General features: G+C 27.3%; 17 protein-coding genes and 1 pseudogene. 6 read left to right on the plus strand and 12 right to left on the minus strand.

The genetic code is table 11. The features are described from left to right. Nucleotides 1–69: 69 nt before the first annotated feature. On the minus strand, nucleotides 70–2,169 hold the full coding sequence (locus JWF52_RS11630) for an FtsX-like permease family protein (RefSeq protein ID WP_286184125.1): 2,100 nt from the start codon (nucleotides 2,167–2,169) through the stop codon (nucleotides 70–72). Continuing rightward, nucleotides 2,144–2,917, minus strand: coding sequence for an ABC transporter ATP-binding protein (locus JWF52_RS11635; RefSeq protein WP_208333728.1), 774 nt, complete (start codon nucleotides 2,915–2,917; stop codon nucleotides 2,144–2,146). The genes JWF52_RS11630 and JWF52_RS11635 overlap by 26 nt, the downstream gene beginning before the upstream one ends. A 233-nt stretch (nucleotides 2,918–3,150) precedes the next feature. On the opposite strand from JWF52_RS11635, the gene JWF52_RS11640 reads away from it, so the two are divergent. Both JWF52_RS11640 and JWF52_RS11645 read left to right on the plus strand, forming a co-directional pair. Then, complete coding sequence (locus JWF52_RS11640) at nucleotides 3,151–3,852, plus strand: LytR/AlgR family response regulator transcription factor (protein WP_208333729.1); 702 nt, start codon at nucleotides 3,151–3,153, stop codon at nucleotides 3,850–3,852. A gap of 8 nt (nucleotides 3,853–3,860) precedes the next feature. Beyond that, entirely contained in the window at nucleotides 3,861–5,135 is a 1,275-nt protein-coding gene (locus JWF52_RS11645; RefSeq protein WP_208333730.1) for a sensor histidine kinase, read from the plus strand. A gap of 168 nt (nucleotides 5,136–5,303) precedes the next feature. Here JWF52_RS11645 and JWF52_RS11650 read toward each other — a convergent pair whose 3' ends face one another. After that, the gene (locus JWF52_RS11650; RefSeq protein WP_208333731.1) at nucleotides 5,304–6,227 is read right to left on the minus strand and encodes a carbon-nitrogen hydrolase family protein; all 924 of its coding nucleotides are present in this window, start codon (nucleotides 6,225–6,227) and stop codon (nucleotides 5,304–5,306) included. 128 nt (nucleotides 6,228–6,355) lie between these two features. Here JWF52_RS11650 and JWF52_RS11655 point away from each other — a divergent pair, with 128 nt between their 5' ends. Then, nucleotides 6,356–7,249 (plus strand): LysR family transcriptional regulator, encoded by an 894-nt coding sequence (locus JWF52_RS11655; protein ID WP_208333732.1) that lies wholly within the window; start codon nucleotides 6,356–6,358, stop codon nucleotides 7,247–7,249. A gap of 87 nt (nucleotides 7,250–7,336) precedes the next feature. Here JWF52_RS11655 and JWF52_RS11660 read toward each other — a convergent pair whose 3' ends face one another. The 9 genes and pseudogenes from JWF52_RS11660 to JWF52_RS11695 form a co-directional block, all read right to left on the minus strand. Further along, nucleotides 7,337–8,356 (minus strand): sensor histidine kinase, encoded by a 1,020-nt coding sequence (locus JWF52_RS11660; protein ID WP_208333733.1) that lies wholly within the window; start codon nucleotides 8,354–8,356, stop codon nucleotides 7,337–7,339. 299 nt (nucleotides 8,357–8,655) lie between these two features. Beyond that, entirely contained in the window at nucleotides 8,656–9,366 is a 711-nt protein-coding gene (locus JWF52_RS11665) for a LytR/AlgR family response regulator transcription factor (RefSeq protein ID WP_208333734.1), read from the minus strand. A 259-nt stretch (nucleotides 9,367–9,625) separates the two neighbouring features. Next, a pseudogene (locus tag JWF52_RS19345) lies at nucleotides 9,626–9,814 on the minus strand (ATP-binding protein); the annotation flags it as partial. A 54-nt stretch (nucleotides 9,815–9,868) separates the two neighbouring features. Beyond that, entirely contained in the window at nucleotides 9,869–10,084 is a 216-nt protein-coding gene (locus JWF52_RS11670; protein WP_208333735.1) for a DUF3955 domain-containing protein, read from the minus strand. Nucleotides 10,085–10,307: 223 nt separating this feature from the next. Next, nucleotides 10,308–12,329: a beta-galactosidase gene (locus JWF52_RS11675; protein ID WP_208333736.1), complete on the minus strand. Its 2,022-nt coding sequence runs from the start codon at nucleotides 12,327–12,329 to the stop codon at nucleotides 10,308–10,310. Between the two features lie 128 nt (nucleotides 12,330–12,457). Next, nucleotides 12,458–16,837 (minus strand): Ig-like domain-containing protein, encoded by a 4,380-nt coding sequence (locus JWF52_RS11680; protein WP_208333737.1) that lies wholly within the window; start codon nucleotides 16,835–16,837, stop codon nucleotides 12,458–12,460. A 97-nt stretch (nucleotides 16,838–16,934) separates the two neighbouring features. Next, nucleotides 16,935–17,768 carry a carbohydrate ABC transporter permease gene (locus JWF52_RS11685; protein ID WP_208333738.1) on the minus strand — a complete coding sequence of 278 codons (834 nt, stop codon included), beginning with the start codon at nucleotides 17,766–17,768 and terminating at the stop codon, nucleotides 16,935–16,937. Further along, entirely contained in the window at nucleotides 17,768–18,646 is an 879-nt protein-coding gene (locus tag JWF52_RS11690) for a carbohydrate ABC transporter permease (protein WP_208333739.1), read from the minus strand. Before JWF52_RS11690 ends, JWF52_RS11685 begins: the two co-directional genes overlap by 1 nt. Nucleotides 18,647–18,712: 66 nt before the next feature. Further along, entirely contained in the window at nucleotides 18,713–20,026 is a 1,314-nt protein-coding gene (locus JWF52_RS11695) for an ABC transporter substrate-binding protein (RefSeq protein WP_208333740.1), read from the minus strand. Between the two features lie 191 nt (nucleotides 20,027–20,217). Between JWF52_RS11695 and JWF52_RS11700 the strand changes: the two genes are divergently transcribed. From JWF52_RS11700 to JWF52_RS11710, 3 genes are all read left to right on the plus strand, one after another. Then, a complete protein-coding gene (locus JWF52_RS11700; protein WP_208333741.1) occupies nucleotides 20,218–21,999 on the plus strand; it encodes a sensor histidine kinase in 1,782 nt (593 codons plus the stop codon). Continuing rightward, nucleotides 21,992–23,527: a response regulator transcription factor gene (locus JWF52_RS11705; protein WP_208333742.1), complete on the plus strand. Its 1,536-nt coding sequence runs from the start codon at nucleotides 21,992–21,994 to the stop codon at nucleotides 23,525–23,527. Before JWF52_RS11700 ends, JWF52_RS11705 begins: the two co-directional genes overlap by 8 nt. Nucleotides 23,528–23,654: 127 nt before the next feature. Beyond that, a complete protein-coding gene (locus JWF52_RS11710; RefSeq protein WP_286184126.1) occupies nucleotides 23,655–25,403 on the plus strand; it encodes a glycoside hydrolase family 36 protein in 1,749 nt (582 codons plus the stop codon). Nucleotides 25,404–25,454: the final 51 nt, after the last annotated feature.

A 25,454-nucleotide genomic window follows, 5' to 3' on the forward strand; every position in this document is an offset into this window, starting at 1 on the left:
AACCATTTACATTTTATTAGCAAATAAAAATACCCCAGAATATTATCTGAGGTATTAAAATATATAATATTAAATATCTGCTATACGTTTAACTTTTGAAAGTGAAAACTTATAAGTTATAAACATAAATAATATTGTTACTAATATAATAAATAGTCCAACTAAAAGACCTAACATCTCTCCATATGTTATAGATCCATCTCCACCATTTCCATAAAATATCATAAAGAACATCATGTATATAAAAGCACTTCCTATTACTGTAGGATATATAAACACCTTAGCAAGCTGTTTCTTTATATTATTTTCAATATATTTATTACTTGCCCCAAGCTTTTTAATATCTGAAAATAATTGCTTATTATCAAGACCAATAGTTACTGCTCTAGTATAAGTTATTATTGCCACAGCCGCAAAACAAATTATAGATATATAAGTAAATAACATAAGAAATACTGCCATATTTTTCAGTATATCCTGACTCTCTAAAGGTTTAAAGCTAGGATAATACGCCCAATCATTAAAAAGTTGAGTATTATCAGGCGAAAGATCTATCTTAGTTCCATAGTAGTATTCATCACCTTTTTCTTTTGCTACTTTCTCTTTGTATTCATCATAAATTGTATCAAAAGCAACATCATCTGAACTTCTTTTTAGAATTTCATTTTTTAATTCTTTTGCAAATAAATATGTTTCCTCCGGATTTTTTACATTAAATAATACATATTTATCATATTTTTGGTCTGGCAAATCTTTCGAAAGTCTTTCATAATCTTCATCTGATATTATATATTTTTCTTTATAATATTCAGCTACAAAAGGTCTAAATGATGTAGTTCCTGCAAATTTTACTTTTTCTGATTTTCCTGTAACTGGGTGAGTTATTAGGTCTAGGTCATCCCATTTATTCCAAATACTTTCTGAATCTCCATCAAGTATAATTCTTTTGTATTCTCCTTGTTTTATATCAACATTTTGTCCTGAAATTCTATTAAATTCACTTTCTTTAAAAAACTCATTGTGCTGCCTTTTTTCAACATAATCGTTTGTAAGCATATTATTTTCATCATACTCTCTATAGTAACCATTTGTAACAAGTGATATTACATCTGTTTCATAATAATCAGTTATTGAAACATTATTATCATTAGCAAGTGAGTATATCTCATCTTTACTTATTTGATTTTCACTTCCTTTATAATAAAAAGAATAATCTATTGGGTTATTTTTAATGTCTACAATTAAGTTAGAAATCATTGTTGGTACGTAAAATGATGCAAACAATCCTCCTGCAATTAAAAATGTGATAACACACATATTTTTAACAGTTTGTCTTCCTGAAAATCTCATCATATTTGTTGATATAATATTTTTATAATATTTTTTTGGATTCTTTCCTTTTTTACTATAAGTTACTGCATGAAGCATTATCATATAAATACCTACAAGTGATAATATGTATACTACATTCCATATAGACGGCATAAGATATCCAAACACCCTAACTACTATACTTGGAACTAAATATCCTAAAAATATACCACTAATAACTAGAATCCAACCAACTATACCACACCAAGGTTTAATATCTTTAACAACTTCAGATTTACGTTGTTCATATATAACATCCATAATATTACTTCTTTTTATAAACTTTGTTCCATTTATAAAAATACAAAGTGTTACAAAAATACAAAATCCAATTCCAAATACAAGACCTGTAGCTCCAAACTGATATGCCATTTCTTTAGTGTCTACAATAAATATTTGGAAAAGTTTCCATATTCCATATGATGTTGGAATGCTAAGAATTACTCCTAAAGCCAAACATAAAGGAATAATAAATATAAGTTCTTTTAGAAGTAATTTCTGAAGCTTTGATTTTTTTTCTCCTAATGCCATTAAAATTCCAAACTCACGGCTTTTATATTTAAAAAATAAAGAAGATGCATAAGTTGTAAATACTGCACATCCAGCAATTGCTATGGAAAATATCATAAAACCTTGTTTTCTACTGTCTCCACCTGCTGGTAAAATGTTTAATACAGTTGGGCTAAAAAACATTAAAGCATATGAAGTAACAAGTAACACAGATAAAGTTATACAAAATACAAGTATATAGTAATTTTTTATACTGTTTTTTCTAAGCTTTGATATAATCTTGTTCATTGTCACTATCATCACCTCCTAGTTTTTTTAATGTATCAAGAAGTTTATCCATAAACTCTATACGATTTCCGCTTCTTGTAAGCTCAGTGTATACTTTCCCATCTTTAAGAACTATAACCCTATCACAAAATGATGCTGCAAAACTATCATGAGTTACCATAAATACAGTTGCTTCAAGTTTACATTTAGCTTGAACAAATGAATCTATAACTGCTCTGGCTGATTTACTATCTAAATTTCCTGTTGGTTCATCAGCTAAAATAACATATGGATTATTAATAAGTGCTCTTGCAACAGCGCTACGTTGCTTTTCTCCTCCTGAAATTTCTGCTGGGTACTTATCTCTAATATGTGAAATTCCAAAAGTATTGCAAAGCTTATTTGCAAGTACTTCCATTTTAACAACTTCTTTATTTGATATAATTTGTGGTAAGCATATATTTTCTATTACACTTAATCCATCTAATAACATAAAATCTTGAAAAACAAATCCAAGTTTTTGATTTCTAATATCTGCAAGTTTTTCTTCATTTAGTCCAGATATATTTTCTCCTCCCAGTAATATTTCGCCTTCTTCAAATGGTATAAAGCAAGAAATACTATTTAAAAGAGTTGTCTTACCACTTCCTGATGGTCCCATAACTGCTACAAATTCTCCTTTTTTCACCTCAAAAGATATATTTTTTAATACATCATAAGTTACATTTCCTGTTTTATAACTCTTATATAAATTCTTTACTTTAAGCATAAATTTACCTCCTAATATTTATAATTTTTATTATGTATTTCAAATAAGTCATAACTTAAAATAATTCTTACTGAGTTTCTTTATATATTAATTGTAAGGTAATTTCTAGAAATTAAATATTAGCCTAAATGTAATCTTTGGTACTTATATTGTAATTTTCGGTAAATGAATTCATCTATAATAGAAAGCTACTATTTCAAATGATATAATTTAAAATATAAGGGGTAGAGTTAATGCTAAAAATTGCAATATGTGATGACGAAAAGTCTCAGCTTAATTTATTAAAAAATATATTATCTATACATATGGACTTAAAGGGGTTAGATTATAAAATTTATGAGTTTGAATCTGGGGAAGATCTTATTGATTCTATAAATAATGAAAACTACGATATTATATTTTCAGATATAGAAATGAAAAATTTAGATGGTATTGAAACAGCCAAAAATATAAGAATACACAATAAAAAGTCTGTCATTATATTCGTTACTGCATATCCAGATTTTGTTTTCCAAGGATATGAAGTTAAAGCTTTTAATTATATATTAAAGCCTTACAAGTCTGAAAAAATAGGACAAGTTTTAGACTCTGCTCTTGAGGAATTAGAATATATTAAAGATAAATTTTATATTGTTGAATTAAAATCAGGAACTAAAAAAATAAACTTAAAAAATACTATTTATTTTACAAGCGATAAGCGTAAAGTAAACGCAGTTACTTTAACTGAGAATATAGATTTTTATGATAAGTTAGATGATCTTGAAAATAGTCTACCTTCTTTCTTTGTAAGAATACATCAACGTTATCTTGTAAACATTAACTTTGTTTCTTCTGTAGAATCTAATAGTTTAACTATAAATGGTGAAAGCTTACCTATAAGTCGCAGTAAGTATAATTCATTTATGGTTGAGTTTGCAAAAACTATGTTAAGGTAGGTGTAATTATGTACCACAATATAATTGAAAATCTTATTTTTTTAATTTTTTATTTTATTACAAGCTTTTACTTTTATAAAGTAATTAATAGCTTTTGTAATGTTAAAGATAGCAAAATAGCTAAATTAATTTCTATAGTTGGAGCTTATTTTATTCCAAATGTAATTATTTACGCTTCTGACATTGTAAATGTAGGTTATACTATGATTGGTTTTATTTTAATGATGGTTATTTTTTATAAGGGTAGCTATATTAAAAATATTTCTGTTGTAATGATTTTTTATCCTATTGTAGTATCATTAAACTTACTTGCAAAAGATATTAGTGGAAAAATATACTTTATTTTAGGAGAAACATTGTGGCTAGATTACTTTACTGCTATCCTTGAAATGGGTATTATTGCTCTTACATGGTGTTTAATTTATAATTTTTCAAAAGATAAGCTTAATAATATAAGCAGATACATTGATATAAAAACATGGATTATGATTGATATTATATGCATAGCCCCTTTCATTTCGATTATAGTAACAATTATAAATACTCCTAATTCAAATGTACTTCAAGCATACCCAATTGCAATTGCATGTATAGCAACAAGTCTTAGTATGATTTTTCTTATTGAGTACATTGTTAAAAGCGTTAAAAATAAACTTGAAATTCAAAATTTTAAACTTGAATATAGCTACTATAAAGAACTTGAAGAAAACCAACTTGGAATACGAAAACTTCATCATGATATGAATAATCATTTATCTGTAATATATTCGTTTTTAGAATATGATAATTTAGATGGTGCTAAGGATTATTTTAATGGGCTTTCAAATAAGTTTAGGTTAAGTAATAGGGTGTTTTGTAAAAATAGTATAGTAAATGCAGTAATAAATTCAAAGTATAATTTAGCAATTGAAAATAAGATTGATTGTTTTTTTAATATTGATATAAATAATATTCTTCCAATAGAAGATATTGATTTGTGTTCTATTTTTGCAAATACACTTGATAACTCTATTGAAGCTTCACAAAAAATAGGTGATATATCAAGCAGAAAAATTTCTTTAAAAGCACGCTGTGATAAAGGATATTTTAGCTACTCTATTACTAATAATTACAACGGTGATATTAAGCTTAATAATGAAAAGTATATCTCAACTAAATCAGATAATAAAATGCATGGTTTTGGGCTTGAAAATATAGGTGACATAGTAAGAAGGTATAATGGTACACTTAATATTACTTATTCTGACCTTGAATTTAGTGTATTAATTATAATAAAAATTTAGGCAAAAATAAAAAAGTCCTATATTAAGATACCTTTATATCATCGTATCTTAATATAGGTTTTGCATGATTTATAAATAATAGTCTGTTTATGTTAATTTTTCAAATTGTTTATATATTATTTATTTTATTTTTATAACGATATTAAATTATTATAAAAACGATTTTCTCTAATCTTCATTAATACTTAGCTTAAATACATCTGGTCTAGAATAATGACCAGTTGGATCAAAATCCATTCTACTTAGTACAACTTGATCCATATCTAATTCAGCATACAATATTTCTTCCTTATTCCATACAGGTCCTGCAATATATTTACCGAAAGGATCAATAATACAACTACCTCCTGGACACATATCTTCTGGGCATTTTTCAATCTCATCTTGACATTTAAAATCAGTTGGATACATACTTTTTGTTACATATTGATTACATCCAATTACAAAGCATCTACCTTCTAAAGCAATATGCTTCATAGTAGCCTGCCACTCTTCTCTTGAATCCGCAGTTGGAGCTAAATAAATTGATACACCTTTTTGATACATAGCAACTCTTGCTAATGGCATATAATTTTCCCAACAAATTAATGAACCTACTGTTCCAAATTCAGTATCAATTGTAGTAAGGCCGCTTCCATCGCCTTCACCCCATATACATCTTTCTGTACCCGTTGGTTTTAACTTTCTATGTTTTCCTAATAAACTTCCATCTGGCCCAAAGAAAAGTTGAGTACAGTATAAAGTACAATTTATCGGATCCCTTTCTGTTATCCCCATAGATACATATGCATTTGCTTCACGAGCAGCTTCTCCAATAATATCAGTGTCACAGCTTGGAACAATAACTGAATTATCATAATATCTTTTCCAATCTTCTCTACCTTCCATAGTTCTACTTCCTACAATATACCCATAAGAAAATCCTCTCGGATATGCAGGTATAAAAGCCTCTGGAAAAACAATCATATTGGAATCGTTTTCAGATGCCTTTTTAATAAGCATTACTGCCTTCTCTATCGTTTTTTCTTTGTTAAATAAAACTGGTGATGCTTGTACAACAGCTATTTTACATATTTTCTCTAAATCTTTCATACTTATCTTATCCTCCTTGAAATAAATTTCAAACTACGGTATCCTAAAATTATTGTAGTATAAAATCGCATATCAGTAAAATTGAATTATATGATATGTTTTATTATAAATTATGATAAGGAGATCTTATGGAACTTAGACATCTTGAAACCTTTATTAAAGTGGCTGAATTTCAGAATTTTTCAAAGGCTGCTGATCAATTAAAATACGCTCAATCAACTGTTACTATGCAAATTAAACAACTAGAAAATGAACTTGGATTTTTACTTTTTGAAAGAATTGGAAAAAGGATATCTCTCACTAATAAAGGTATTGAGTTTCTAGACTATGCTTATGCTATTACAAAATGTACTTCAGAAGCTCTAGAGGCTATGTCTGGTAATAAAGAACCTTCTGGTGTTCTCAAAATTGGTATTGTAGAATCACTTTGTACATCTATATTTAAAGATATTTTTAAAGAATTTCTAATAACCTATCCTAAAGTTGAACTTGTAATAAAGATAGGTACTACATCCGAAATTATGGAGATGTTAAATAAAAGCCAAGTTGACTTTATTGTAGCTTTAGATAATAAAATTAATAATCCTAATTGGGTTACAGTTTTTGAAAAAGAAGAAGCCATTTCTTTCTTTTGCTCTAATAAGCATCCTCTTGCAAAATATGATGAAATCCCTTTACAAAAATTAATTAATGAAAACTTTATTTTAACAGAAAAGGAATGTAACTATCGTGAATCCTTTGAACAAATTCTTAATAAAATAAATCTTTCGGTTACTTCCTCTTTAGAAATCGAAAATACAGATATTATAATAAAATATGTAAAAGAAAATCTTGGTATATCATTCTTACCTAAGGTAACTCTTGTAGAGTCTGTATATAAAAATGATATTCATATACTTTCTGTACCAAATTGTAGTATTCCTATGTATACTCAGTTAATTTATAAAAAAAATAAATGGCTGTCTCCATCAATGCAAGCATTCTTTTCATTAAGCAATAAAGTTCTATGTAATAATATTTAAGTTAACCTATATTATTATTTATTGATAAAAAACTGACAAGAATTAATTGTCAGTTTTTTATCAATATTTTTAACCTTTATTTTATTTTCATCCTTTGCAAGGTATCATAATCTTAACAATAAATTTATTTTCAGAATGATTAATAACCATTTCTCCTAAATACTTTTCAACGGAGCTTTTTATATTATTTAAACCTATTCCATGGATATATGAATCCTTTTTACTAGTTATAAATAAATTTTTTCTTATTTTAATCTCATTTATTTTAGTATTTTCAATTAAAATAATACAAAGCTGGTCTATATATTTACTTTCTAGCTTTATTTTTTTGATTATATTAGATTTATTTATCTTATCACAAGCCTCTATGGCATTGTCTATTAAATTAGAAAATATAGTACATACATCCATCATATCCATAAAATCATTTTTTGAAAAATCTATATTAATATCAAAATCAATTTGTTTTTCAACACATATTGATTTTTTATTTATCAGTATTGAATCTAATATCATATTTCCTGTATTAAACTCCTCTTTATATTTATTATATTTTATTATATTAGTTTCCATACTATCTATATATTCTATTATCTTTTCTGTATCATTAGTTTTACATAAATGCCTTATACATATCATATGGTTTTTAGTATCATGATATAAACTTTTAACTTTATCCTTTTCTTTGTTGATATTTAAATAATAATTATACTCTTTAAATATATTTTCTTTAAGAGTTTTATTTTCATGTTCTACTTTGTAACCTTTTATAATTTTTTTCATCATATTAAGGAAATATATATTAGAAATTAATATTAGAACAGGCATACATACTAAAATTAAAATATCAACTTTAAAAAATATTCTATCTATTGCAATTAGTCTAAAAGCTACTATTAAAGTCAAAATATTTATTATGACTGGGATACATATAAATATATCTGATATTTTTTTAAATTTATAAAAGTTTTGTGCATATATGAATGTATATAATGACGATAACATAAATACAAATTGAATTATCATACTTTCTAACTCAACTTTATTAGGATTTATATAGTAGTCTTTAGTTAAATCATTAAAATTTATAATAAAAGCTAAATCCAAACTAATATATTCAATAGGTATATATACACAAAACCAATATATACAGCTAACTAAAATACACTTTAAAATACTTTCATTATAATTAATTTTATAAAAAATAAAACATATTAATACAAATAATAGAGGACTCTCAAACTCAAATATAAATATAACTATAGAAATTGCAATCATTACTGCATAAATAACCTTATTGTCAAACTTTTTTTGACTGAAATAGTCTAAGATATATTTAAATAAAATTAAATATGTAAATATATTCATAAAACTTATGATACATGTAAAATAATCATGTATGTCTATCATAATAAATCCCCTAATATATTAGTTATTTTTATTCTTAAGTCTTTTATTTTATATCTACTAACCAATATTTCATTATTTTTAATTAAAACCGAATCTCTACCTATACATCTTACCTTATTTAAATTTATTAAATACGATCTATGGCACCTATAAAACTTTTTATCTTTTAGATCATTTTCAAATTTATTAATCTTTACCTTTGTCCGGTATGATTGAGTATCTGTATGTATCAATACACATCTAGAGTCTGTCTCCATATATAATATAGACTCTATCGGTATTATAATAATATTCCCTTCAGTATCATCCTTAATAGTTAAATAATTTTTATTATTATTTATAATATCTTTTTCACATTCTAATAAATGTTTTGAAAAATCACTATAATCTATAGGTTTTAACAAATACCTAAATGCTCTTACTTCATATCCTTGTTGCATGAAATCTATAATAGCAGTAGTAAATATTATGACTACATTTGTATCAAACATTCTTATTTTCTTTGCCGTTTCAATCCCATTAAGCCCCGTCATTTGAATATCTAGTAATAATATATCAAGTTTTTCAGGATAATTTTCTAATAACTCTTCCCCACTAGCAAATTTCACTAACTTATAGCATCTATTAGGAAATGCTCTATCTAAATAATCTGATATAATCTGCCTATGTATAGGCTCATCATCACAAATAGCTATATTAAGGACCATAAAAATATCCCCTCCTAACAAACAATTATTCCCTTTTAATAAATATACGTAAGTATATTATTTATATTAAATCCCCAAACTTATAAAGTTTCTATTTTAAATTATAACAAAATTTAACACGATTTTAACATTTTTACCATATTTTTCCATATAAATGCATAGATTTTAAATTTATAATAGCTAGAATACGTTATCATTTCATTTAAATATTATATACTTATATAATTTGTATCTTAAAATAAAAAAGAGCCATAAATAATTATGACTCTAATAGGGTTATTTTTCCAAGTGGAAAAACTATATTAACTTTTCTTCCTATATTTTCTCTAGAACTTAATGTTATGCCTAAACCTAATTTAGTTACAAGTTTTTTACATATATATAACTCCATACCAGTTGATTTACCATACTTTCTACCATTAGTTCCTGTAAATCTTTTTTCAAATATATGGTAAGCTTTGTATTTTTATATCTAATTTTATAATAAAAAACTTTATTTTAATTACCTATCAGATGCCTTATAACTAAAGTAAGATCTTATCCCAGTAACTATTAGTCCAACTATTCCAGTAGCAAGAAATAAGTATCCAATTGGAACTAAGAAGAACGGTTCAACAAGAGTCCCATCAGGAGCAACCTCACTTCCTATTATACTAAAAGCCATAAAGCATCCTATCCCTATTATAAAAGGTATTAAAGCTAAAATGTATTTTTTCATTTCATTTCCTCCATTAATAAAATTTATATTTTAAGTTTTATTTATTTCATAAACAATGTTTATATTTGAATTAATTATAATATCTTTTTTTATATAAGTCAATATTTTTTTATCGTTTATCAATAATATTTTATTCTTAATCATACATTTCAATTTAATGTCATCATAATATAAAAAGCTATTGATTAAATTTCAATAGCTTTATATATATCTTATATTTTTACTACTTTTTCCTTGTTATAATCTCTATTCCATAGCTTGGGACTATAATATTTTTTCCAATGTATCGTCCTGTAATTATATTTAAGTATTTAGATTTGTTTAATAATACTTCTTTATCCTTATCCGAGTAATTCTGTATAAATAAATACTCATTATTATCATCTTCTCTTTTAGAAATAGTAACCCCCTCTTGAATTGCAGTATCTAAATTTCGTTCAATCCCTATTTTATCTACTAAGTTAGTTAAAAAATCTCTATTAAATTCATCTTCATTCCTAGAAGCAATATAATATGCATTACCTTTTCCATATTTATTTTCAGTAAGTGCCGGCCTTCCTTTATAAAAATCACTACTATATTCTGCTAACACCTTTGCTTCATTTGCATGGATTAGGTCACATATATGTGTACATTTATATGTTTTTCCATCTTTATATCTTTTTATAGTATTTACTTCATCATCATAAAGTGCATCTACCTCTTCACTTCTTATTCCAAATACGTCTGTTAAATCTCCAGGAAATCCTCCTAAGTAACATAAATCTGTATCATTAACTATAGCTGAGAAATAAGTTAATACAAAACTACCACCTTTCTCTACAAAGTTTCTTATTTTTGCCTGATAATCAGATCTCATCATATATAATATTGGTGCTATTACCAATTCGTATTTATCTATATCACACTCCATATCTACAAAATCAATATTTATCCCTAAATCCCAAAATACCTTATAATGCTCTGTAACTATTTCATTGTAATCTAGTCCAATATTTCTAGGACCTTGAGAATCATTTAAAGCCCATAAGTTTTCCCAATCATATACAATAGCCACTTTAGATTTTGTAGTACTATTACAAATCAATCCTATTTTTTCTAATATACTACCTACTTCAGATACATCCTTAAAAACTCTAGTATCTTCTTTTCCATAATGATCTACTACTGAACCATGAAGTTTCTCACTTGAACCTCTACTTTTTCTCCATTGAAAATATTGAACAGTATCAGATCCATGAGCTACCGCTTGAAGAGATGAAAGCTTATGCATACCAGGCTTTTTAAGCTTGCTAACACGTTGCCAATTCGTCATACTCGGTGTGCTTTCCATAAGCATAAATGGCTTATTTTTTATGCTTCTCATAATATCGTAATATGCTGCAGTTTTATATCCAACTTCAATATTATCTTCACTATGCCATTCTGGATAACAATCAATAGAAACAATATCTATTTTATCTTTAAACTTAAAATAGTTTAATCCTTCAAAATACAACATAAAATTAGTTGTAGCAGGTATACTCGAATTATAAGCTTTAACTACATCAATCTCATGACTCATAAAATCTATTGTTCTTTCTGTTACAAATCTCTTCCAGTCTAAATTTAGAGCATGTATCTGGTTTTCCCCAATTGGAGATGGACTTTCAATTTGCGACCATGATGTATATGTATGACTCCAAAAAGTAGTCCACCAATCTATATTTAACTTATCTAAAGTTTTATATTTTTTCTTAAGAAAATTTCTAAACTCTTCTTGGCAAAGATCACAGTGACATTCTCCTCCAAATTCATTTGATATATGCCACATAATGACTGCTGGATTATTTGCATATCGTTTTGCTAATTTCTCATTTAATATTTTTATTTTTTCCCTATAAATTGGAGATGTATAACAATGATTATGCCTAAATCCATGTAGATTTCGAACTCTATTAGCTTCCACTCTTAAAACTTCTGGATACTTTTGTGACAACCATGCTGGCCTTGCTCCACTAGGTGTTGCTAATATAGTATTTATTCCATTTTCATAAAGTGTATTTATAACATTATCTAACCACTCAAAATCAAAAAACCCTTCTTTGTGTTCAAGTTTGGCCCATGAAAAAATACCAATTGACATAACATTACACTTAGCTTTTTTCATTAAATCTATATCTTGCTTAAATATTTCAGGATAATCTAGCCATTGTTCTGGATTATAATCTGCACCGTGCAAAAACTTATTTATAATATTATTCATACTTTATTCTCCTCTATATAGTTAATTAAACTTCAATGGATTTTTAATTTATTTAAAATTAAATCCTTAACCATAGTTTATTTTGATATCTACGGTCAAGGATTTAACTTTATTATTGTTAATTTACATTATTGAATTTCCATTTTATCTAATATAATATTTATATCTGATTCGTTATAAAATCTTATTGTGTTGTTACCAGCTAAAAGTGGTAATTTAATTTCAACTTTTCCAAATCCTGACGTTTCTGGAAGAATTACTTTATTTACTTTACCTCCATTAATCATATAACTTAACTCTACCTCTTTAGAGCTATTATATTGTAATGAAGTTGTATATTCTAAGCTTGCTTTTGTATCAATTGGAACATCTACTGAATTGGCATTTCCTCCTGAAATTTTAGTTACTATTCTTCCATTTGAAGCTGACTCATTATTTTCAATTTTAGCTAATCCACTAAATTTATTTATATATGATTCAAATTCTATTGTTTTATCATCTATATCTATTGTATTTGCCTCTAATATAACTCCTACAACTCCATTTGAACCTATGGAATCTACTTTAACTACTATTGAACCGTCTTCAGTTACAGTTTCTTCTACTACCACTGGTTCTATATCTATCGTTGAATCAGTTGTCATAGAATATACTTTTACAGTTACTTTTTCTCCTTTTGAATAAGGTACATTATTCATATTTACAACAATATCACCATATTCATTAGATGAATAATTTGTTAAAAATACTACTGGCTTTCCATTAGCATTAATTGCTCCTATACCATCACTTATCTTACTATTTAAAACATCAGTTGATTTTACTTTAAAATCTCCATCACCTAATTCTAATTTTTTAGATAGTAAGTTCCAAGTTTTTGTAAATGTTGCTAGTGTTGGATTTCCATTATTCCAAGCATATACGCCCTTTCCTCTTTCTATCCAACCTGAACTTGCTTCATAATCATCCATTGGTACATCACTTGGATAACATGTATAGTATCCTCCACCCTCATATCCATCAAGCATCATATCTATCATTAGCCTACCATGATATGACATACTCTTGGCTCCAGTATGATATTCATGTGGTTGCCCCGTACTTGCATTATATTCATTTAAAAATATTGGTAGATCTTTACCTGTTTTTTGTCTTAACCAATATTTGAAATTTCTACTATTAGCTCCATCATTAGAAGTACTTTGATTTGCTGGCCTTTCTCCATATTTGTGAATTGATACAAATTTAATTCTATCTTGCCATTCTTTGCTGTATTCATTTGAGAATAAAGTTCCTAAAACTCCATAGTCACCACCCCAACTATCATCAGCACCCCCACCTAACTTCATAGATGGATTTTTTCCTTCTAACTCATATATCGCATCAATTGCTTGATACATAGTATCTGATGCTATTAAATTTACTTTATTTGTATTTGGATATAGTGTTCCATCTGGTCTTCTTTGTTCTCCACCCTTTGGTACATACCAATGTGGCTCATTTAAGAATTCATAATAATCTGCATATGGCTTAACCATTTTATATACTTTTTTAATTATATCTCTAAATATATCCCAATCTTTTGGTGCACTGTTGCATGCCTTTTCAGTGTGAGGAGCTCCTGGTAATGGATAACCAGATGCTAACCATTCTGGTATTTGGAATGTCATAACCATTACTTCAAAATCCATTTCATCCGCTTTTTTCACCCAATTCATAAGTCTTTCTGTATTCCAATTATCTGGATTTGACATACCATTTAGATATTGTCCCGTCTCTGCAAATTGATCCATATCATCTCTATATCCTTCTACAGAGAACTGTCTATCAACTCCATCTGGTCCTGTTACATAATAGTACTCAGCTTCTACATAGTTTGGTTGGCCTGGTTGAATATCAGAATTTGATTCCCAGTTTGTATTTGGAGTCTTAGTCCAAATTGGAAGTATCTCTTGCAGACGAGCATCTGCTCTCATAAATTTCACTCCCATGTCATCCCTTAACATTTCCCAAACTTTTGAGTGATCTCCAATATCATTATCTTTTTTATTTATACTTGGATAATGAGTCACTCCAAATATTCCTGGTGAACCATTTGCTATTGTACTAGAATAATCTATATTTATTACTCCTGCTAACTCTGGCTTAGTAACTGTTATCGAACAAGTTGCTTCATATCCTCCATCTTCAGTTCTTGCAGTTATTATAGCACTTCCAGTTTCTCCAATAACTTTAACATTAGCCTCATTGTTATTACTATTTTCTATTCTAACAAGGTCTTGATTAGATATATTCCAAGTTATATTTTTATTTTCTGCATTTTCTGGTAAGACTTTTGCAGATATTTTAGCTGTTTGATTTTGCTTTAATGTAGTTGTTTTTGGAGTTACAGAAATTCCTGAAACTGCATTTTCAACTACTATTTTAAATGTATTATTAACTTCTGTATTCCCAACTATATTAGCTGTAATCTCAGCTTCTCCTACAGATAATGGAGTTAATAATCCCTGATTATTTACTGTCACAACATCTTCATTACTTGACTTATATTCAAGATTGTAAGAGCTAGACACATTATCTGGGAATATTCTACCATCAACTTTAAAATCTTTACGTGCTAATGGAAGTATATATTTTTTATTACTTCCTTCCCCTGTTGATGAAAGTGTATTTAAGTTCTGAAATCCAATTGATAATTTTACATCTTTTGCTACCAATACTAATCTATCAGGTCTTAATTCTCCTGATTCTGTGTATACTTTTATATTATTTTCATTTCCTGCTTTTAAGTCTATATCAAAATCTACAGAATTTGATATAGTAGCACTGCTTCCATCAATGGTTATTGGATTTTCTCCATTTACAGATACTTTTATTGATGAATTTTTAGAACCTGTATACAGTTTAGCTGTATATTTTCCTGCACCATCAGCTGATATTTTATTTAAAGTAACAAAGTTATTTTCTCCACCAAAATTCTTTACAACTCTATTAAAAGAAGCTCCATTTTGCCATGTAATTTCTGTATCTCCGCCAAAGTGATTATCTTGACTTTCAAATTCATAAATAGTTTGTGCTGGTAAATTTTTTTTAGTTCCACCTTTTACTATTATACCTGTTGCTCCACCTGCTGGAATCGAAGGTATTGTAGCATTTATCATTCCATTTACAACATTTGCCGATACTTTTGCATATGCCTTCTCTATTGAAACGCCTTCCTTTGCAACATAACATTCCAATTCAACTTTACCATCTTCATATGGTACACTTTTTAACTCTATATTCACATCCGCCTTTTCATTGGCAAAGTTACTTGCTAGAATTATAGATTCATTTTTGCTATTTATCATTGCAATAGAGTCATCCACTATCCAGTTATTTACCATATCTGTTGAGACTATCTTAAATTCTCCACTTCCTAGACTAAGCTTATTTGAAAGTAAATCCCAAGCTTTTGTAAATGGATTTAATGTAACGTTATCTCCATTTATTGTATATGAATAACTTGCTGGAGAGTTTTTAGATGATGTTGTACTATTGAAAAGTACCAAATCCCAACCATCTCTCATTGCTTTAAATAAGGCATTGGCTTGCTGCTTTATTCCAATATTTCCAGTAACATTATTATCTGGAGTACTGGCATTTTTTGATACTGTTGTCCATCCCGTTATAAACAAAGGAATATCTGCATTATTTGACCATCTACGAATCTTCTTTCTACCTTCTTTAAACTCGCCAAAATAGTCAGATTCATAATTATTAACATCTACATTGTATGCTCTCAAAGATATAAACTGTAAAAGGCTTTTATCTGATTCACTACTATATTTAGTTAATAAATCTTGTATTTTACCTAAGCTAGTATCATTTACTCCTGATAGAGTATATCCTGGACCACCAATAGTATAATTAACTCCTAAACTTCTAATAGCCTTTGCTGTTGTATAATAAACTTCAACAAAATCTGATGAGTTCAATGATACATCTGGCGCTATTTCAACAAACTTGATTATATCTTTGTATTCAACAGCATCATTTAAGAATTCTTTAATCATTGATGTGTACTTAGCTTCATCATCATATTTCTTATTATTATCAGTATCTAACCACGATGGCAGGTTCACAAATTCTAACATAATATCCATGCCAGCTCCCCTAGCTCTTGTAAACTGACCTGATGCAACGTGTAGATACTCTTCTTTAACATTAGTATCTACTTGTCCATTTGAATTTGGATAAAGTCTTGATAAATCAACTGGGATTTTAACTAATTTAACTCCCATTTTACTATTCATCGAAGACCATGCTGAAACTTCATCAGATGAAGGGATTCCTGAACCACCAAATATATATTTACTTCCAGTTCCTATATTCGAATTATAATCAACAGTAATTTGTGGATTTTTATTCCCTCTAGAAGCAGCGCTTACTTCTACTACCATTGATGTTGCCATTCCTATTGCTAACATTGAAGATATTACTTTTTTTAAAGATTTTTTCAATCTCACTATAATCATCTCCTTAATTTCATATATATTTGAGCAACCGATATAACTGAATGAGTATGAGTACTACATCGTCAGATGCATGGTAAAAGTAATTTTTTTATTTAACTGATCCAGCAATCATTCCATCTATTATGTATTTTTGAGCAAATAAGTAAATTATTAATATTGGTAGTATTGTTAATATTATAAATGCACAAACATAGTTCCATTTATAAGTCATATATCCTACGAAGTTATAGATTCCCATAGGCAATGTATTTTTCGCACCATCTGTTATAAAATATAATGATATTTGGAAATCATTCCATACACCCATAAAAATTATTATTATATTAGTAAATGTTGCTGGCTTTAGTAAAGGGAATATAATTTTGAAAAACATTCTGATCGGTGAACATCCATCTAACATAGCCGCTTCATCTAATGATTGTGGAATTCCCTTCATAAAACCTGTATAAAGCATAATGCTCAATGGAAGCTTAATTGAAACATGTATAAGTATTACTGATAAGTAACTTCCACTTAATCCTAAAGCCTTAATTATTGCAACCTCTGGAATTAATGCTATTGGAGCAATAAGACCTAGTATAAAGTAGTTACTTATAAACTTTGTAATTTTATCGTTTCTTCTAGCTATTATAAATGCCGCAAGAGAACCAAATATAACTGTTATAAAAACTGTACTTCCTGTTATAAGTGCACTATTAAAGAACGCTCTCAATAACTTACCTTCTTTTATAACATAAGGATAATTTTCAAACATGAATTTTTCTGGCATACTTAATCCTACTACCGCTGATTCTGGAACTGTCTTAAAAGAATTAAGTAATACCAGATATAATGGTAATAAAACAAGGAATGACATAACGACACAAGCTGTGTATATTGCAATTTTTGAAATAGATGTTTTATTTGCTCTACTTATTTCCATTATATTTCCTCACCTCGTTTCAATAATTTTAAAAGTGGTGTTATTACTATTACAATTAATACTAATTGTATTACATTTATAGCTGATGCATATCCCATTGTTCCAGATCTCATAGCATCATAAGATAACTTACTTATAACCTGTGTCGCTCCATTTGGGCCACCATTAGTCATAGACATTACTATATCAAATACATTAAATCCACCTATAATACATAATGTTATTGTTGTATTAATTGTCGGTCTTAAAAATGGTAATGTTATCTTTTTAAATCTTTGAAAAGCATTTGCTCCATCTATACGAGCAGCTTCATAAACTTCTTCTGGAATAGATTGTAATCCTGCTAGAAGTATCGCTACATTAAATCCTATCCATATCCACGATTCAACAGCTGCTACTGAATAAAGTGCAATTTTAGGATCTCCTAACCAATTAAGAGCAATTGATCCTAGACCTACTGAGTTTAGAAATTGATTTAACACTCCAGTATCCGGTTGTAATATGAAACTAAATACATAACCTATAACTAAAGTTCCTATTGTGCAAGGTAAAAAAGATACTGCTCTAAATAAATTTCTTCCTTTAAATTTATTGTTTAATAATAATGCTATTAATAGTCCTAATCCAACTTTAACTATAGTCGTTATTATTGCAAATATAGTTACATTCTTAAGTGCTGGTAAAAAACTTATTGAAGTAAATAAATCCCTAAAATTTTCAAACCCTATAAATTGTGGATTACTAAAATTATATATATTCCAATTAGTAAATGAGAATACAATTCCTCCTACTAGGGAGCCTACATAAAAAATTGTAAACACAACTAGTGCAGGTATTATTAAGTACATTGGGTAATATTTCTTTTCTAGTTTGTTCACTCTACTCTCTCCTTTTAAGAATTTTCGCTAGCGAAACCGCTAGCGAAATTATTTTGTTATATTATTTTATTTTGTGAATCCTTCAAGCCCAAGCTGCTTTCCGTTTTTAATTATTTCATCACTCCAGATTTTAGCAGCTTCCTTAGGAGTTTTTTGTCCTAGTAATACTGAAAGTAATGCACTTTCTGATTCTGCTGGCGGCATTATAACATAAGTTTGGTTATAATGCTTTTGGCTCATACCTTCATCAAAGTAAACTTGAGAATCTTTTAATGTTGTGCTTACATTTTCATTAGTAATACCTTTCCATACTGATGTACAAGCTCTTTTATCTATATCATATTTGATAGTATCTTCTGAAGACATATAGTTAAGGAAATCTTTTACTACATCTAAATTTTTAGATTCTTTTGAAACATATAATCCACCAGGACCTGCTGCTGCTAAATAACTTTTTCCATCTTCACTCGGTGCTGCAAACATTCCCATTTTGCCTTTTGCTGATGGTTCAGTTTTTACATACTCTGGATCTGCCCAGTCTCCCATATGCATCATAGCTGCTTGACCTGAACCTATAGCCTTTTGTGCCATCTCATAACTTGCTGTGCTTAAATCGCTATTTATATATCCTTTATCAACCCAACCCTTTATTCTTTCAAATAAGTTAACAAATTCAGGAACTTCGTCCCATCTTATTTCATTATTATTTAATTTTTCTAATAATCCAGGGTTCTTAGCTAATATATTTGGCCATTCTCCATTTATTATTTGATTTACAGTCCAAGCATCTCCCATTGAAACATACATTGGCGTAATACCTGCAGATTTTAATGTTTCACATACTTGTTCAAATTCCTTATAAGTTTTAGGAATTTCTATATTATTTTTTTCAAATACTTCCTTGTTATAAACTATCCCATATGAATTTATTCCTCCTAATGGCATACAATATACCTTACCATCTGTATGAGTAACAAAGTCTTTACCTATATCACTTAAATTACTCACCCATTTTTCTGATGAAAGATCAACTAAGTTTTTGCCATGATTATATTTTGTAGATTGTGTTCCTGTATCTCCTATAAACATATCCCACATTCCACCTGAGGTCATTTTTGTTAACATTAATTGTTCAAATTGATTATCATCAACTGCTTGTATCTCAAGCTTATTACCTGTTTTAGCTTCCCACTTTTCTTTATGATAATTCATATTTGTAACTTCTAACTGAGTTGCTTTCATCCCTAAAGTAATCGTTTTCCCATTACTCGAACTTGAACTATCACCTTCTTTATCATTTGTAGACCCACAAGCTACCATTGAAAGTGATACTAATCCTGTTGTAAGTAAAGAAATACTTCGTTTTAATAATTTGTTCATCTCAAATCCCCCTCAATTTAATTCTTATATAATTTCCTTACTTTAATTATATAAATATAAATACTGAATAAAAATGTACTTTTCTATAAATATTTAATGTATTTTCTTGCATTCATTTAATTATTCAAATTATTATGTTAGAATATTCCAGTAAACATTTTCCTATAACGAATATGCAGAGGGTATTTAATATGAAAAAATCTGGATTTAAATATAAATTAGCTATAAATATTACATTGATTATAACTACAATAGTTTTTTTAAGTTTCTTATTATACAGGTACCATACATCAAAAAATTTAAAGATTAATGAAACTAATAACTCTAGGATTATACTTGAAAATATTTCAGCACAAATAGACCTACTATATAATGAAATGGACACTGCTATATCATCATTAATTTATAATTCTCAATTAAAAAATTCATTGTATACTATCAATAATCCTGACATATCACAAAATTCACTCGAGTTTATAGAACAAAAAAAAATAATTGAATCTAATTTAGGAACTGTTTTGTTTTTCCCTAATATATCAAATGTATTTTTATATAATTCTAAAAAAAATTATTTTTATTACTCGGGATACTATTTAAATGATTTTAATTACATAAAAAATTCTCTTTCTAATAATAACTATTTAAATAATTTGAGTGATCATTCTTCGAGAATTATGCTCGGATCACATATGAGCCCTTGGTCACCAAACCTTAAACCTGTGATATCTGTTTATGGAAACTTCTCTGATAATCTATTGCTAAAAGATACAATTATTGAAGCACAAATACCTTATAGTGTAGTTGATAATATTTGTACTCAAGAATCTTTTAAAAATAATAAAGAAATAATTATTTTTGATAATGATTTTAATGTAGTTTATCCGCTAAAAAACTATTTCAAAATCATAGATGATAAAGAACTAAGTAATATAAAAGAAAATTTAAATAAGGATATATATGAAGATTATAATAAGACTTATAGTTACCTAATGAAAAAATCTGATTATACTAATTTAAATATTATGCTAATCTCTAATAGTAGTTATATTAATAAACAAAACTTTGATTCTTTGGTTTTAACATTTATAATTACGTTGATAATACTATGTACCATATTAGGAATTTGCTTTTTTATATTTAAAAAGCTTCTAGAACCACTAAATGAATTAATCGATTATATTCACTCTATTAATTCTGGTAGTAAAATGAAACTCTCTATAAAAGATAACGGAATTGATGAATTTAAAATTATAAATGATTCTTTTAATAATATGTTGGAAAAGCTTAAAGATTCAATGTCCTTAGCTTACGAATCCCAAATTAAGGAAATGGAAGCTAGTTTCATTGCACTTCAAGCTCAAATTAATCCACATTTTTTATACAACACACTAAATTCAATCAGTGCCGCTAGCGATATTTATGGCAGTGAAGTAACTCAAAAGATGTGCCAAGAATTGTCTCTTATGATGAGATATATAACATCAAAGCATCAGGAAACAAAACTAATTGACGAAATTAATCATACTAGAAATTATTTAGAATTAATGAAGATCTCTCATGTTGATGCTTTTGACTATGACATTAACATTGACATCGAAACATACGATTTTATTATACCTAAGTTAACAATTCAACCTATTGTTGAAAATTGTTTTAAGCATGCATTTAGTACTTGTACTCCACCATGGCATATTTCAATAAATTGCAAATTAATTAACGGATGCTATAAGATTACTATTATTGACAATGGCATTGGTTTTACTAAGGAAGCTTTAAGGGATTTAGATGATTTTATAAAAAAATATGAGGGCAATAAATATTTAGACTCTTATAAAAACTTATCAATTGGTGGTCTCGGTATTAAAAATATTTATTCAAGATTAGCAATTTTTTACCAAGGAGACTTTTCATTTAAAGTATCCTATGACAATGGATGTAAAATTACAATTGAAAGGATGATTAATATTGATTAACGTAATTATAGCTGAGGATCAACAACTCATATTAAAGGATTTATGTAACAAAATTTCTAAAATAGATAACGATATTAATATTGTAGCTACAGCAATTAATGGAGCTGATGCATATGAAAAAATTATTAATTTAAAACCTGATATAGTATTTACAGACATCAATATGCCTATCATAAACGGAATTGAAATGATAGAAAAAGTTAAAAATGAAAATATTGATACTCGTTTTGTGATAATTAGTGGTTATAAAGATTTTGAATATGCTAGAGCTGCTATTAAAATTGGTGTTGATGAATACCTTTTAAAACCAATATTAATAGATGATATAAAAAAAATATTAAATAATTTAAAGTCAAAAATTTCAATGAAGCAAAAAGATTATGAACAACATATTATAAATAAATTAATAGACTCAACACTTACTGATAAACCTACAATAAACACTAACTTTGATTACAAGTATTATTATGTAATACTATTTATAGCTGGTCCATACTCAAGTTTTACAATTGATTTTGATACACCATTTACTAAAATTTTAACTACTATAGACTTAATGAATCTGTCTAAAAATTATCTTGACTCTGAGGATAAAATGTTTTTAACTAAAGGTAAACATTGCAATGAAATAGTTGGGATATGGGCAAGTAATCATGAATCTTCTGATAAAATTAGATTGTTCTGTAATGAAATTATCTCTATATGTAATGAAGAAAATATATTTTTGACTGTTGGTTTAAGTAGGCCTATTAAACATATCGATAATATCGGTATTACTAGCCAGATAGTTAGGACTGTATTAAAAAAGAAAATAGTATTTTCACAATCGAATATTTTAGATTGTTCCAAAAGCGAAATATACATTCATAATCATAGAGTTTTTCTTACAGATAGTATGGAAAAAATCATTAAATTTATGATTCAAAATAATCAAAAAGATAATTTTATCAATATCTGTCTTGATCTTGTAAAGACTTTAGAACAAAATAATGCAACTCAATTAGAGATTGACAAGTGCCTAAAATCATTAATAAATATTTGCAATACTTATATTCTATCTGAGTACAATATTTCTGATATTGATATTAAAATCGATGAGTGTATCTCATCATCTAGTAACTACGATGAGCTTGCGTCTAATATAAAAACTATCTTCAACGAATTTATAGATGACTATAATAAAAATACTTTAAAAAGTAACTATATGAACGATATGATTGAGTCATCTAAAGAATATATAAAAAAACATTTTTCTGAAGATATTAATATTAATGATATTGCTAATTTATTCTCAGTATCCCCTACATACTTTAGCCGTTTATTTAAAAAAGAAGTAGGTATACCTCCTATTGTTTATCTAACAAGATATAGGTTAGAAAAAGCATGTGAATACTTTAATAATACTGAATTTACTGTAAAAGAAGTTTCTGAGCTTTGTGGATATTCTGATCCATTTTACTTTAGTAAATCTTTCAAATCAATTATAGGTGTATCACCTAAAAAATATAAATTAAAAATTAAAATTTAAATAATTATAATATATAAAAAAATACATTTAAAATAATCAAAAAAATACATTTAAATCCCCCTCAAATTGCCTTATTATAAATTACAAAGTTAGATTTATAGTAATACAATATGAGGGGGATATTTATATGAATAAATATAATTTAAAAATATTGGGAGATACATCAAATATTGATATTGAGAAATTATATAGAGTTGATGATGGTATTGAATATATAACAATTAATCTAAAAAGTGAAAATAAAAAAGTTTTTCCTAAACTTACACTAACACTATCAGTACCTGCTATTGATATACATTATAAATGGAATCCTAAAATTCATATGTTAAAAGCATTAAATCTTGATTGGTTTAATAACCTTCATACATGTAATGGATTTACAGGTGCTCCAGTTGAAACATTAATGACATATAACAATGAAAATAGATTTACGCTAGCATTATCTGATACATTAAATACTATAGATTTTAAGTCTATTGTTTGTGAAGAAGATGCAGAATATGAGTACCATATTACACTATTTGATAATTGTAATATTTCAAGAGATTCCTACTCACTAACATTAAGAATTGATTCAAATAAAATTCCTTACTATGAAACTCTTAATAAAGTAGCAAAATGGTGGGAAACATTAGATAATAATAAACCTGCATCAGTCCCATATCTTGCAAAAAAAGCAATGTATTCTTCTTGGTATAGCTTCCACCAACTTCTTGATGAAGATAAAATATTAAATCAATGCAGACTTTCTAAAAAACTTGGTTGTGAATCTATAATTATAGATGACGGTTGGCAGACAGATGATAATAATCGTGGCTATGCTTACTGTGGTGATTGGAATGTAGCAAAATCTAAAATAAAAGATATGAGAAAATTTATTGACAATGTTCATAACGAAGATATGAAAATATTATTCTGGTACAGTGTTCCTTTTGTAGGTAAGAAATCAAGTGTATTTAATAGATTTAAAGATATGCTTATAGATCCCGAAAATGAAAGAGAATGGCATGTGTTTGACCCTAGATTCCCTGAAGTTCGAGAATATATTATAGGTATTTACGAAAGCGCGTTAAAAGAATGGGATTTAGATGGATTTAAATTAGATTTCGTTGATGAATTTGTTGTTACCCCATTTAGTGGCAATCAAAATGATCAAAGACGTGATTATGAATCTATTGCTGATGCTTCAGATAGATTATTAAAGGACTGTATAAGTAGGCTAAAAACATTAAAACCAGATATTATGCTTGAATTTAGACAAACATACAATGGTCCAATGATGAGAACTTACGGAAATATATTTAGAGCTGTTGACTGTCCTTTAGATGATTTAGAAAACCGTATTAGAATCTGTGATATCAGACTACTCGCTGGAGATTCTGCTGTTCATTCAGATATGATAATGTGGAACATTAAAGATACTTTAGAAAGTGCTGCATTACAATTTGTAAATATATTATTTAGTGTACCTCAAATTTCAATGCTAATAGATGAGCTTCCAAAAAATCAGTACAATATGCTTAAGTTCTACTGTGATCTTTGGAATAAATATAGAGATGCATTCATAAATGGTAAATTTATGCCACTAAATCCTCATTGTAGATATAACGTACTGACTGGTTATAATGATGATACTTTTGTATGTACTTACCACAGTAATGAAGTAATAAATATAGATAAAATATACAATAATATGGTATTTGTAAACGGAACTTATAGCTCAATGTTGCACTTGAATATTAATGCAGATCCTATCAATAAACATCTAATTGTATATAATTGTGAAGGAAATATTATATTTGACGAAAATATCATTTTACATAACGGATATAATATGTTTAAAATTCCTCCTTGTGGTATTGCTAAATTTAAGTAAGCCCATTTTACTAATTTAAGTTTAATATAAATAAAAAGATATTATCATAAA

It is taken from the genome of Clostridium sp. CCUG 7971, from assembly GCF_017590215.1.
Classification (GTDB): domain Bacteria; phylum Bacillota; class Clostridia; order Peptostreptococcales; family Peptostreptococcaceae; genus Faecalimicrobium.